Consider the following 13,818-nt stretch of genomic DNA (forward strand, 5'->3'; position numbering starts at 1 on the left):
TCCCATATCTAGGTTTTTTGTATATTGCTGTAAATATTACTTACTGGCCATATGAGAAATTGTTTGATCATCGTCTGCCTTCTCTTGTTTAATCTGAGATTAGGTATTTGCCAAGACAGACAGGATTACATTTTTGTTTCCTACCAAAACTATCTTCCAACCCCCAAGATAGGTATTGTTGATTTAACATTTGATCCTGAGAAAGTAATGGTCACATATGATTTTTATTGAGTAACTTTGCAGCGCAATGGGTACATTATTGGACAACGGAATTAAACCGTATAATCATTACGGGGCTTATTTAAAGCAAAAGTATAACGGACAGAAAGTGTTTAAAGTGATTGTGGATGGTAATTTTACTTGTCCCAATCGTGATGGTAGTAAGGGCTATGGTGGTTGTACTTACTGTAATGTAGATTCTTTTACACCGGATACTGCCCGGAAAATTCCTTCTATACGCGAGCAGGTGGAATCGGGTATTGAAAGAGCACGTAATAGCTATGGCGCCGAGAAGTTTATTATTTATTTCCAGCCAAATACAAATACATATGCGCCGACTCATCTACTGAAGATGATGTATGATGAGGCTTTAAGTATTGATCCTGAAAATACTTTGGGTCTTTCTGTGGGTACACGTCCTGATTGTTTGGATTTTGAAAAGATTGCATTGTTGGAGTCTTACACAGATCGTTACGATGTAGATTTGGAGATGGGTATGGAATCTATCTACAATGATACATTGGAGCAGATCAATAGAGGCTGTTCTCACGACGAATTTGTTCAGGCCATGAATATGCTGAAAGATACTCCGTTGGAGCTTTGTGTGCATACCATCTTTGGCTTCCCGTGGGAATCTGAAGAAATGATGTTGAAATATGCAGATGAAATCAACCGCTTTCCACAAATTAAATTTGTGAAGTTGCATCACTTACATATTGTAGAGGGATCTATTATGGGCGTTAAGTTCAAACGTGAGCCTTTTGAACTTTTCTCGATAGAAGGTTATACGGAATTCTTAGCAAAGTTTATTCCTCGATTGCGTCCTGATCTGATCATTCAACGTATTTTCGGGATTGCAGATAAAGAATTGTTAATTGCTCCGAATTGGGGCTTACCGAAATCAGGTATTCAAACATACATCGATAAGGGATTGGAAGCACGTCAGGTCGTGCAGGGGAGTCTTTTTTAGCCGTTCCTAATATTTTTTATACTCTTTTGATAGATCATTGTATGCTATCGCGTTTAATGAATATATTCCGCGTTATAAAAACAGCAAAGGCTTCTCTAATGAAGCCTTTGCTGTTTACCTACAAAAAAAGGGTACGATTACCATATTTATTTAGCCCTCAACAATTGTTTTTAGATCGGCTGGAGAGTAATTGATGGATTTTAACGTTTTATTGTCAGCTGTTCTGAATACCAGAAATTTGCCATCAACTTCTTTATAATAGGATTCTACACCTTTTAATTTATAGTGCTCCTGTGTAGCGATGGCTTCTGCTTCGTCTTTACATGCTTTGCTCATATTGGAACGTTGAACTTCATCAAAAAGAGCAGAGAATTTATCTTTTAAACCAAATTCTAATACCGCTCCAGCAAGTACATATTGAATGTCACATAGCGCATCTGCAATCTCGACCAAATCTTTATCCCGGATGGCCTCTTCTAATTCTTTTAATTCCTCAGCGATCAACGATACCCGTAAGGCACATCTTTGTTCAGATGGAATAGTAGGCGTGTCTAGGATTGGATGTTGGAATGTTTTATGGAACTCCGCAACGGATGAAAGTGTTTTCGGATCAGTCATATTCTTTGTTTTATTATTTGAAAGAGCAAATATAAAAAATAAAGGACGGTTAACTGAATGACCGTCCTTTATTTTTATTTATCTGCTTAAGCGATTAAATCAGGTGCTTTAACTGCACGATTTCACGCTCTTCTAAATATCTCCAACGGCCACGTGGAAGGTCTTTTTTCGTTAAGTTTGCATAAACCACACGATCCAATTTAACGACTTCATATCCTAATGACTCAAAAATACGACGTACGATACGATTTTTCCCCGAGTGGATTTGGATACCGACTTCACGTTTCGATCCGCCTTGAACATAGCTCAAGTCATCTGGTTTAATTACACCGTCCTCTAATTCGATACCAAAGCTGATTTTGTTAAAATCGCCTTGTGTAAGGCTTTTGTTTAACTCGACATTATAGATTTTGCTGATGCTGTTGCGCGGGTGTGAAAGTTTTTCAGCAAGACTACCATCATTTGTCATCAAAAGTAGTCCTGTTGTGTTTCTGTCAAGACGACCAACAGGATAGATTCTTTCTTTTGTCGCTTTAGAAACAAGTTCCATTACGGTATGACGCTCCTGCGGATCATCTGTAGTCGTGATATAATCTTTTGGTTTGTTCAACAAAACATAAACATTTTTTTCACGTTTTAGACGTTCGTTGTTGTAACGGATTTCATCTGTTGCAGGATCCACCTTGGTACCCAATTCCGTAACAGGTTCTCCATTTACCCAAATAACACCAGCAGTGATAAGCTCATCCGCTTTACGTCTTGAACAGATACCAGCATTGGCGATGTAACGATTTAAACGAACTAAGCCGTCATCTTCTGCATCCTCTGCTTTTTTCTTTGGACGTTTAATATATTGTTTATCACCAAAGTTTTTGTTGTCGTCAAAATTTCTACTTTTATCGCCATCAAACTTTCTGTTAGAAGGTCTTGAAGAGTCATTTCTGTCTGAACGTTTGAAACTGTCTCTTTTGTCAAAAGAACGCTCTGATCTATCGAATGATCTTGGGCTGTCATTTCTGTCTGAACGTTTGAAGTTATCTTTTTTATCGAAAGAACGCTCTGAACGGTCAAAAGATCTTGGAGCGTCATTTCTGTCTGAACGTTTGAAACTGTCTCTTTTGTCAAAAGAACGCTCTGATCTATCGAATGATCTTGGGCTGTCATTTCTGTCTGAACGTTTGAAACTATCTCTTTTATCAAAAGAACGCTCTGAACGGTCAAAAGATCTTGAGGAATCATTTCTATCTGTACGTTTGAAACTATCTCTTTTATCAAAAGAACGTTCTGAACGGTCAAAAGATCTTGAAGAGTCATTTCTATCGGAACGTTTGAAGTTATCTTTTTTGTCAAAAGAACGTTCTGATCTATCAAATTTATTGAAGGAATCTTTTTTGTTAAAAGATCTTGAAGAATCATTTTTATCAAATGAGCGGCCTCCTCTACCAAAGGATTTTTCTGAATTATCTTTTGAACGGAAGGAATTGTTATCTCCTCGGAAGGAAGGTTTGTCTGAGAATTTTTTAGATCCGAATGATCTGTTCTCACGATTATCATCTTTTCTGAAAGAGCCTCTTTCAGATTGGTCATTCGACCCATATGATTTTTTTCCGAAACTATTGTTCTTATCGCCTCTAGATTTGAAACTATCTGAGTTGCCTCGTGACTTTCTGGAGTTGTCATCACGACTGTTCCTTTTATTGCTGAATGGCATTGTGTTTTGCTAAAATGTGAACGACAAAGTTAGGTATAATTTTGGGTTTTGCGAAAAAATCCTTATCTTTTTGTCTTTTCTTGAATTTGCTGCGTTTTTACGCTAACAAAGCCGCTTTAAGTTGTCTAGAATGTAACTATTTGTTTTTTAAATAAATAGTGTTTACCTTTGTACCCTTGAATTTGAACCAAGCTATTTTTTGATCGATTGCAGTCGTGGATAGGGTAGCATTAAGGGAGTGAATGATAAGAAAGAAAGTTTTATGTAGTAGTTTGATTTTGTTTGCTTTATTGCTGTCAAAGTTATACTCAACCCCACACAACAATGCTTCAAACGGCGATAAGATCGTTGAACCGAAGCTCGTAGTAGTTCCCGTTCATCATGGGGATGAAGAAGAAAAAAAAGAAAAAAGCAATTCCTTTGAATCGTATATGAATTCATTGACATTTGCCGAAGATTCATTACCGATGGATCGTCCGCTTGTGGAAAGTAAATTGCGTAAATTTTTCAGTCGATTCTCGTTTAAAAAAACAGGATCGTACGATATGCACAAAAAGGCAGAGACCTACTTGCCTATGATTGCAAAGATCCTTAAATCACATGGTATTCCGGAAGATTTCAAGTACATTCCATTGGTGGAAAGTGGCCTTAGTAAAGCTGTTGTTTCATCGAAGGGAGCTGGTGGCTATTGGCAATTTATGCCGGCAACAGCCCGTTTGTATGGATTAAAAGTCAATGGTACGGTAGACGACCGAAAGGATCTTGTTAAATCTACGCATGCTGCAGCGAGATACCTCAAATACCTCTATGGCCAATTTGGTAACTGGACCTTGGTTGCTGCGGCGTATAATGTTGGTGATGGCAGTTTAAGAGGTTCTATAAGAAGACAAAAAAAGGACGACTATTTTGCCTTGAAATTGAATAATGAAACGGGTTCGTATGTGTACAAACTTGTTTCTATGAAGGAAATTATCGAACATCCACAGAAGCATGGCTATTCACGTTATGCCAATAAAGAAAGTGAGACGTTGGATAAGGAACCGAACATGCTGTAAAATAGTGTACTTCACAATAAAAAGGGCTTTCCACTGCATAGTGGAAAGCCCTTTTTATTGTACTGTCTTTAATCAGACCTGTAGCATTGTTCTATTTTTACCTCAGATCGACGATGTCGAAGCCTTTATAATCATTTTTGTTGAATACGAATAGACTACCGGAAAGCGCCTTATTACCTTCCTGAGAAGTTAATGTATACGTATAGCGATTACCACTTTTATCAAATACGGTGGTATCATAGATCAGACTGCTTGCTTTGTTAATGCGCAGCTTGATCTTTGAATAGTTTTTTTTGCTATCAAGAGGACTTAATTCAACAACACTTAGTGTAAGCCCTTTTACCTTTTCTGTATTGGTCAAGGTATATTTAAAACCGGTGGTATAAAAGCTGAATATATTTGTTGGATTGATCTCGTTGGTCGAATTGCTTGCTTCTGAGATTTCAACTTCTTTTTCCGCTTTCATGATATTCCACTGTGTCTTGGAATCCGATATCAATACTTGATTTTTGGTATTGACCTGGTACTTGTTGTTACTCTTGTCCAGGTATATTGTTCCGGCATCAGTATGCGAGCCGCCATTAGCTTGTTTAATATCTAATGAGAAATTGGCCTGTATTGTTTTGTATGCATTGTACTTTTGGCTTACTTTCGTCAGTAGCGCCTTGGCAGCAGCGTCATTTTGTGCATAACTGTTTTGGCTGTATGCCATGATTATCAGACCTACAATAAACCATACTTGTTTTTTCATCTTAGTTGTCCTTTCTTAACGTCTCCAAAAATTGTTCTAATGAATACTCATCTGGATAAAGCACTTCGCGGGCCTTACTTCCTTCAAATGGACCTACAATTCCTGCAGCTTCCAATTGATCGATGATTCGTCCTGCTCTGTTATAACCCAATTTTAATTTACGTTGGATTAATGACGTAGAGCCTTGCTGATGCATGACAATCAATCGGGCAGCTTCTTCGAACAACTGATCGCGGTCTTTGGGATCAAAATCTACACTACCAGAACCATCTCCGTTTTCGTCTACGTACTCCGGAAGCATAAATGCCGAAGGATAGCCTCGTTGCGCACCGATGTAATCGGAAATTTGTTCAACCTCAGGCGTATCCACAAAAGCACATTGAATACGTATCAAATCACTTCCAGTCGCTAGAAGCATGTCACCCCGACCGATCAACTGATCTGCACCGCCTGTATCTAGAATGGTCCGTGAATCGACTTTCGACAACACACGGAATGCCAGACGTGCAGGGAAGTTGGCCTTGATTGTACCGGTAATGATATTGACAGAAGGACGCTGGGTTGCAATAACCAGGTGAATTCCTACCGCACGGGCCAATTGTGCCAATCGTGCAATCGGTGTTTCGACCTCTTTTCCTGCTGTCATCATCAAGTCGGCAAACTCATCAACAATAAGAACGATATATGGTAAGAATCGATGACCCTCCTCAGGGTTTAATCTGCGATTGATAAATTTTGCATTATATTCCTTTAAATTCCGTACCTGCGCATTTTTTAACAAATCATAACGTTGATCCATTTCTATACAGAGGGAATTTAAGGTGTTGATTACTTTCTTCGTATCGGTGATAATCGCATCTCCGTCGTCAGGCAATTTTGCAAGGAAGTGGCGCTCTACTTTTTTGAATAGAGAAAGTTCCACTTTCTTAGGGTCAACAAGGACAAATTTTAGTTCGGCTGGATGTTTTTTATACAGTAGAGAGGTCAGAATCGCGTTAATACCTACTGATTTACCTTGCCCGGTAGCCCCCGCAACCAGAAGGTGAGGCATTTTAGCTAAATCGGCAATATACACTTCATTTGAAATTGTCTTACCTAAAGCGATCGGGAGATCCATATCTGTTTTCTGAAACTTCTCCGTAGCAAGGACCGATCGCATGGACACCATTTCCGGACTGGAGTTTGGTACCTCAATACCAATAGTTCCTTTTCCGGGCATCGGTGCAATGATCCGGATACCTAAGGCCGCAAGACTTAAGGCAATGTCATCTTCCAGATTTTTGATTTTTGAAATCCGTACACCTGGTTTTGGTATAATTTCATACAAAGTCACCGTTGGTCCTATCGTTGCCTTGATGCTTTCGATCTCGATGCTATAGTTTCTCAGTGTATCAACAATCCTATTTTTGTTCGCTTCGAGTTCCTGTTGATTGATGGTAATTTTACCACCACCATAGTCCTTCAATAAATCCAATGCCGGATGTTGGTAGCCAGAAAGATCCAATTTTGGGTCATACTGTCCGAATTGGGCCACAAGATCACTGGCGGTAATTTCTTTTTCCTCTTTGATATCTTCGACCACCAGACCGGGTACTGCATCGGGTTCAATAATAGCTTCTGGCTCTCGTTGGGGTTCTGCTTCGATTTTCGGCGCTTGATATTCCTGGATTAACGGTAAGTCTTCGGCTTCAAATTCTTCATTTGGCTGATCAATTGTAAAACTGATTGAAGGTGTATTCTCTGTTCTTTCAAGCGGACTATCGTCGAAGGTGAGCACCACTTTGTCCTTCGGATCAATTTGTACTTCGGGTACAGGGTGATGCGTAAAGGCAGGACGCTGAAGTTCTTCCTGTACCTCTTTGTCCCGAGCAGATTGAAATCGCTCATTGATTGACGTTGACCGTTGGAAAGATTCTCGCACCGACTGGATGGAATCATCTTCAATATGAATTTTGTTTCTAAGATTTTGTGGAGCGTATTCATCCTCATCCTCTTCGTCCGTATCTTCAGAGAATGACTTGGATTTCCTGTTACTGAATAGGACAAATTTAAAATCGAGGTTGTAAAGTAAGATCAATGTCGTCAGGTAGGCAAAAGCCAATATACAGCCAACGCCGACAATGCCAACTTGTGCTTCCAGTAATTTATTGGTCCAAAAGCCAAATTTACCCTCGAGCATATGCGGTGTATCGGCCATAAATCCATGCAGGAAGCCTAAAGTTACCGAGATAAAAACGATAGCAACAAAAGAATAGACTACAGTACGGTACAAAGGAAGTAATGATTTCTTGAACAACAAGCGATATCCTAAAATGAATAATACGGGGATAAAAAGAAAAGATGCGACGCCAAACCATTCGTACATGAATTGGTTGGCTAGCAATGCGCCAAATTTTCCTAGTTTATTATCGACAACGGGTAGATCAACAGCTTCATCATGAATTTCTTCTGCGGATCGGAATAATGTCGACCATCCACCATTGGTTTTTGCAATATAACTTTGATCGTCTTCCCAAGTGAATAAGTAGGAGACGAAAGCTGTAGCAAATGCCAATGAAAGTAAGATCAATAAAATCCCTAATATCTTGACAGCCTTTTGCTGTGCATCAGAATAATCTCTTGGTACACTGTTTTTTTGACTTTTTTCTTTTTTAAATGTTGTCGATTCCTTTTGAGGGGCACGTTTGCCGGAAACTGAATTCCCTGTCTGCCTAAATGTATTTCCTTTATTTGACATTGAAAAGCTCACAATTATACTGCTTACAAACTTAGTTATTTTGATAGTATTTTAAAGATGCTGATCGCCTATTATTTTAAGTTTGTCGTTTTTTATGAATGAATAAATTTAGATGTAGCTAAAAAGCTTGATAGGTATAATGGCTAGCAAATACTATGCCCTGCAAGTGGGGTGGGCTAAAGAATATGGGATATGGCTAAAGATTGTTTCTGTTTTTGCCTATTCTTTAGAGTTGCTCTAAAATATGTAGTTTTACGAATAAAATAAGAGATAGCATGAACAAGTTTGAAATACGAAAAGCGACATTAGCTGATAAAGGACGGATTTGGGAAATTATACAACAAGCAATTGCCCTCAGGAAAGAACAAGGTAGCCGACAATGGCAAGATGGTTATCCGAATGAAGATGTGGTTCAGTCGGATATTGATAAGGGCTACGGGCATGTCGTTGAAGTGGAGCGTAGGATTGTAGGTTATGTTGCTATTATTTTTGATGTCGAACCTGCATATAATGATATTGACGGAAAATGGTTAAGTGATGGTTCTTATGTCGGTATACACCGACTGGCCTCGGCGCAGGATCCGCATATGAAAGGTGTGGGGACGGCTATTATGTCCGGGGTGGAAGAGATAGCCATCGATCATGGCGTTTATAGTATTAAGGTGGATACTAATTTTGACAATGGGGGTATGCTGCATGTGTTCGAAAAGTTAGGGTACCGCTATTGCGGGGAAGTACATTTTAGGGGAGCGTCACGCAAAGCATTTGAAAAACTATTAAAATAACCGAACCGATTTCTTCTGCGGAGGAAGAATAACATTGGATTTCATAAAAAAGTCCCTTTTACTTTGTTCAAAAGGGACTTTTTTATGTTTATGGATTATTAAATCAGGATACTGCTGATCATTAATCTGCAATAATCAAGTAGTAATTCTTTTTACCGCGTTGTGCAACAATATATTTATTGTTTACAAGGTGATTGTCCGTAATTGACTCTTCAATATCGGTTGCTTTTTCTCGGTTGATAGAAACGCCGCCGCCCTGAAGCATTTTGCGGGCTTCACCTTTTGACGGGAATACCTGTGTCTGAACAGCTAGTAAATCAAGAATATTGATACCTGCTGCGAGATCTGCTTTAGCGACCTGAAACTGCGGAATGCCTTCAAATACCTCTAAAACTGCGTCGTGATCTAAGTTTTTTAAGAATTCTAAAGAGCCATTTCCAAAAAGAAATTCAGAAGTTTTGATCGCAGTTTCGTACGCTTCTTCGGAGTGGGTACGAATGGTGATATCTTTTGCCAGTGCTTTTTGAACTAAACGTAAGTGTGGCGCTGCATCATGTTCTGCAATAATGGACTCAATTTCTTCCTGAGGTTTGAGTGTAAAAATTTTGATCCAGTTTTTAGCATCATCATCTGACGTATTCAACCAAAATTGGTAGTATTTATATGGAGAGGTTTTCTTTGGATCTAACCATATGGCACCAGATTCGGTCTTTCCAAATTTCTGGCCGTCGGCTTTTTTGATTAATTGCGTCGTGATGGCATAGGCTGTTCCCTGATCTTGGCGACGGATCATTTCGCTTCCTGTTACGATGTTACCCCATTGGTCCGACCCGCCCATTTGAACTTTACAGTTGTGGTGCTTCCAAAGATAGTAGAAGTCATATCCTTGAATCAATTGATAGGTAAACTCTGTAAATGAGAGACCATTGTCGCCTTCCAGACGTTTTTTTACAGAATCTTTTGACATCATATAGTTAACGGTAATCATTTTACCGATATCACGAATAAAATCCAAAAATTTAAAATCTTTAAACCAGTCGTAATTATTAACCATTTGGGCGTCATTTTCCCCTTCTCCAAATTCAAGAAATTTGCCTAACTGCTTTTTCAGACAAGCTACATTATGCTGTAAGGTAGCTTCGTCCAACAAGTTACGCTCTGCAGATTTGAAAGAAGGGTCTCCGATCATGCCTGTTGCTCCTCCAACCAGGGCAACTGGTTTGTGGCCTGCATTTTGGAAATGGATCAACGTCATGATTTGCGTCAAGTGTCCTACGTGTAGAGAGTCGCCTGTGGGATCAAAGCCGATATAACCAGCGACTTTTTCTTTATTCAGTAAGTCTTCAGTGCCTGGCATAATATCTTGCAACATGCCTCTCCAACGTAATTCTTCTACAAAGCTCATTGTTAAATGGATTTAATTTTTTAATTTACAAGATGCAAAGATAGGAGATTAAGCGTATATTGAGCGAATAATTTCCCATAAAAGCACACGCTAATAAGCTGGTATGAATTTTTTATCACATTTCTATTTTGAACGGTTTGCAACTAATCCCGAACGTATGGTGGGTGGATTGTTACCCGATCTATTAAAAAATGCGGATAAATCCTTTATGCTAAAACCACGTCAGTATGAAGATGAGCTCTTGGACAATCCTTTACTGGAACAATTGTACATAGGCTGGAACCGTCATATCGAGGTCGATCGTCTATTTCACAATTCACCTTATTTTTTTCATCATACACATCAGCTGAAACTAAAAATCCAGTCTAGTTTAGCCGGGCTGCCTATCCGTCCGTCCTTTATGGCCCATATTGCGTTGGAGCTATTGTTGGATCATATCCTAACACAAAATAAAGCGGTCTCCATCGATAAATTCTACGGTGCACTGGTATATGTCAATGAAGATGCTGTTCGGAAGTTTTTGAAAATTAATCAGCTGAGTGATATTCCTAAGTTTGAAAAGTTCTATCATCAGTTTATTGAGTGGGCGTATATTTATGACTATGCACAGGTAGAAAAAATTGCAGGTGCGCTTTTCAATATTTGTAAGCGATTGTGGAAATTTGAAGTTTCAGTGGAGCAAAGACAGCTTCTGGCAGAACAGCTGATTTCCTATTTACATACGCAGATGACCGATTATCAAGAAATTTACCAGTATATTCAATATGAGCTGGTGGACTTTAATTAGTCTGTCAGAAAATACCAATAGTATAAGACCTTGAAAATATTTATTTTCGCATAATTTTAAGTATCAAAAACTAAATTTACATGTCACATAGACTTTTTCGGAAGAAAAGTGTTGATCAGATTCTGCATGACACTCAAAAAGAGGAGGGGACGGGCCTTGCAAAGGTATTGGGGGTAACAGATCTGGTTTCGTTGGGTATCGCCGCTATTGTAGGGGCTGGAATCTTCAGCACAATTGGATTGGCGAGTTATGAAGGTGGACCGGCGGTATCACTCCTCTTCGTTTTTACGGCTTTTGCCTGTGTTTTTACGGCATTGGCCTATGCGCAATTTGCTAGTACAGTTCCTGTGTCTGGCTCAGCATATACATACGCTTATGTGGCCTTTGGTGAGTTATTTGCATGGATTATAGGTTGGGCATTGGTCTTGGAGTATGCTGTTTCCAACACGGTTATTGCCATTTCCTGGTCGCAGTATTTTGTCTCCATGCTGGAGGGCTTTGGACTCCACATACCGGCTTGGTTGTCCATGGCACCAGGCTATGCTTATGATGCTGTAGAGAAGATGAACCAACATGGTGCGGCTGCACTGACCGCAATCGACCAACATGGTCTGGATGCTTTTAATAATGCACCACGAATAGGAGGACTACCTATTATTTTCGATTTACCAGCAGGTGTCATTACATTTTTGGTTACTTGGTTGGTTTATATCGGAATCAAAGAGTCCCAGAAAGCGAGTATGATTATGGTTATGATCAAGGTAGCGATTATCCTGGCCGTAATTTTTGGGGGTATATTTTTCATTAAACCTGAAAATTGGACACCTTTTGCGCCGAACGGCCTCAAAGGTGTACTCGGAAGTGTGGCCGCGGTTTTCTTTGCCTTTATCGGATTCGATTCGATCTCCACAACTGCCGAAGAGTGTAAAAACCCGCAGCGCGATCTACCTAAGGCGATGATCTATTGCCTATTGATTTGTACTGTATTGTATGTTGCTATTACCTTAGTCTTGACGGGGATGGTTAATTACACCGAATTAAATGTGAAGGATCCGCTTGCTTTCGTGTTTAAATATGTGGGCTTTGACCATATGGCCGGAATTATATCGGTGACCTCTGTGATTGCCATCACCAGTGCCTTGCTGGTGTATCAATTGGCGCAACCAAGAATCTGGATGACGATGAGTCGGGATGGTTTGTTGTGGAAGAAGTTTGCGACCATTCACCCAAAATATAAAACACCTTCGTTTGCAACTATTGTAACGGGTTTGGTGGTTGCTATCCCTTCGTTATTTTTTAAAATGGATTTCTTTGTGGATTTAACGAGCGTCGGTACCTTTTTTGCCTTTATACTTGTGTGCGCCGGTGTATTGTATATGGATTATTCGGGTTTATCGGCAAAATCCAAATTTAAAGTTCCTTACATCAACGGTAAGTATTTGGTTGGTGCAGGGCTACTGATTGCTATTGTATTTATTTTTAGCTATGCGCAAGAAACGATACAGGAGTGGAAATCGCTTACCATCCTTGAAATTCTAGAACATAAAATGTTGGTCATCATATTTTGGTTAACTTGGCTTGGACTGGGGATTTATAGCTTTAAAATGAACTTTTCCCTATTGCCTGTCGTTGGTATTCTGATCAATCTGTATTTAATGACGGAGCTGGGGGCAAGTAACTGGATAATATTTGTGATCTGGCTCGTGATTGGATTGGCTGTATATTTTATGTATGGCTATAAACATTCAAAGTTAAATAAACAGGCGCAAGCCTAGTATAGGAGAAGCGTCGTACAGTAATGGATCAAAGAAAAGGAGCTATCTACATAAAAGATAGCTCCTTTTTTTTAATATCATGGACTTATTAGAATCTCCATAAAAGGATCCGGCTTACCTTATTACCTTGTTCCATGCGGATCACTTCGATCTCTTTTACGTTTATTTTCTTTAGTTTGTGTTGTAGAAAGCGAATGTCTTCGCGGTGGGCAACTAATGTTGTGAACCATTTTACTTGATCTTTGTGAAATTGGCTTTCAAAGATCATGCGTGACAAGAACGCTTTTTCACCACCATCGCACCATAACTCGCTTCCTTGTCCAGAAAATGCCTGTGTGACCGGTTTTTCGTCTATTTTAGCGTCTTTGATACCTGTGGTCTTACGAATGGACTGCTGTAAAGCCTCGGTTTGAGAACTAAAAAATGGGGGATTACAGATCACCACATCATATTTTTCCCCTGGAAGAATAATGTCTTTAAATATGGCCTTCGGATTATTTTGGAGGCGGATCTGTATGCTCTTTTTTAAGCTCATATTTGTCCGTGTTATCTCGATGGCGTTTTTGTATGCGCTCTTGATGATTTCAGACCCTACAAAGCTCCATCCATACTCCTGATGTCCGATGATGGGGTAGATACAATTTGCACCAACACCGATGTCGAGGACGTGGATGTTTCCGCCTTTTGGAATTTCACCATTATTGTCCCTTGCAAGAACGTCTGCGATATAATGAATATAATCTGCCCGGCCCGGAATAGGGGGGCAAAGATTCTCTTTGGGGATATCCCAGTGTTGAATGTGGTAATATTTTTTTAGAAGTGCCTTGTTTAACGTTTTAACAGCATCGGGGTTGTTAAAATCGATGGACTTTACTTTATACGCATTTTCTATAACAAAATCTTTGAGCGAAGGTTCCACTTTGCTCAATTCTTCAAAATTGTAGTTATCGAGATGTCTATTTCTAGGATGTAATTTCTTTTTTGGATTAGCGTCTGCCATGATGT

The 13,818-nt window shown here is 39.4% G+C and carries 11 protein-coding genes; 5 read left to right on the forward strand and 6 right to left on the reverse strand.

Annotated features, from left to right (window positions below; genetic code table 11):
* Positions 1 to 247: 247 nt before the first annotated feature.
* A complete protein-coding gene (locus AACH28_RS19475) occupies positions 248 to 1,189 on the forward strand; it encodes a TIGR01212 family radical SAM protein (RefSeq protein ID WP_070570068.1) in 942 nt (313 codons plus the stop codon).
* Positions 1,190 to 1,339: 150 nt separating this feature from the next.
* Here the strand turns inward: AACH28_RS19475 and AACH28_RS19480 are convergent, their stop codons facing one another.
* Complete coding sequence (locus tag AACH28_RS19480; RefSeq protein WP_070570070.1) at positions 1,340 to 1,807, reverse strand: nucleoside triphosphate pyrophosphohydrolase family protein; 468 nt, start codon at positions 1,805 to 1,807, stop codon at positions 1,340 to 1,342.
* 94 nt (positions 1,808 to 1,901) lie between these two features.
* Positions 1,902 to 3,518 carry a pseudouridine synthase gene (locus tag AACH28_RS19485; protein ID WP_341831270.1) on the reverse strand — a complete coding sequence of 539 codons (1,617 nt, stop codon included), beginning with the start codon at positions 3,516 to 3,518 and terminating at the stop codon, positions 1,902 to 1,904.
* A gap of 242 nt (positions 3,519 to 3,760) precedes the next feature.
* Between AACH28_RS19485 and AACH28_RS19490 the strand changes: the two genes are divergently transcribed.
* Complete coding sequence (locus tag AACH28_RS19490; RefSeq protein ID WP_112375476.1) at positions 3,761 to 4,573, forward strand: lytic transglycosylase domain-containing protein; 813 nt, start codon at positions 3,761 to 3,763, stop codon at positions 4,571 to 4,573.
* A gap of 97 nt (positions 4,574 to 4,670) precedes the next feature.
* Here the strand turns inward: AACH28_RS19490 and AACH28_RS19495 are convergent, their stop codons facing one another.
* Both AACH28_RS19495 and AACH28_RS19500 read right to left on the reverse strand, forming a co-directional pair.
* Positions 4,671 to 5,324 carry an outer membrane lipoprotein carrier protein LolA gene (locus tag AACH28_RS19495; protein ID WP_341831271.1) on the reverse strand — a complete coding sequence of 218 codons (654 nt, stop codon included), beginning with the start codon at positions 5,322 to 5,324 and terminating at the stop codon, positions 4,671 to 4,673.
* A gap of 1 nt (position 5,325) precedes the next feature.
* Complete coding sequence (locus tag AACH28_RS19500; RefSeq protein ID WP_070563219.1) at positions 5,326 to 8,061, reverse strand: DNA translocase FtsK; 2,736 nt, start codon at positions 8,059 to 8,061, stop codon at positions 5,326 to 5,328.
* 275 nt (positions 8,062 to 8,336) lie between these two features.
* On the opposite strand from AACH28_RS19500, the gene AACH28_RS19505 reads away from it, so the two are divergent.
* The gene (locus AACH28_RS19505; protein WP_070563216.1) at positions 8,337 to 8,846 is read left to right on the forward strand and encodes a GNAT family N-acetyltransferase; all 510 of its coding nucleotides are present in this window, start codon (positions 8,337 to 8,339) and stop codon (positions 8,844 to 8,846) included.
* Positions 8,847 to 8,967: 121 nt separating this feature from the next.
* Here AACH28_RS19505 and tyrS read toward each other — a convergent pair whose 3' ends face one another.
* Positions 8,968 to 10,251, reverse strand: coding sequence for a tyrosine--tRNA ligase (gene tyrS, locus AACH28_RS19510; RefSeq protein WP_341831272.1), 1,284 nt, complete (start codon positions 10,249 to 10,251; stop codon positions 8,968 to 8,970).
* 103 nt (positions 10,252 to 10,354) lie between these two features.
* Between tyrS and AACH28_RS19515 the strand changes: the two genes are divergently transcribed.
* Entirely contained in the window at positions 10,355 to 11,038 is a 684-nt protein-coding gene (locus AACH28_RS19515; RefSeq protein WP_341831273.1) for a hypothetical protein, read from the forward strand.
* An 80-nt stretch (positions 11,039 to 11,118) separates the two neighbouring features.
* Entirely contained in the window at positions 11,119 to 12,813 is a 1,695-nt protein-coding gene (locus tag AACH28_RS19520) for an amino acid permease (RefSeq protein WP_070563207.1), read from the forward strand.
* An 88-nt stretch (positions 12,814 to 12,901) separates the two neighbouring features.
* Here AACH28_RS19520 and rlmF read toward each other — a convergent pair whose 3' ends face one another.
* Positions 12,902 to 13,813: a 23S rRNA (adenine(1618)-N(6))-methyltransferase RlmF gene (gene rlmF / locus AACH28_RS19525; RefSeq protein ID WP_341831274.1), complete on the reverse strand. Its 912-nt coding sequence runs from the start codon at positions 13,811 to 13,813 to the stop codon at positions 12,902 to 12,904.
* Positions 13,814 to 13,818: the final 5 nt, after the last annotated feature.

The organism is Sphingobacterium thalpophilum, assembly GCF_038396785.1.
GTDB lineage: Bacteria > Bacteroidota > Bacteroidia > Sphingobacteriales > Sphingobacteriaceae > Sphingobacterium > Sphingobacterium thalpophilum_A.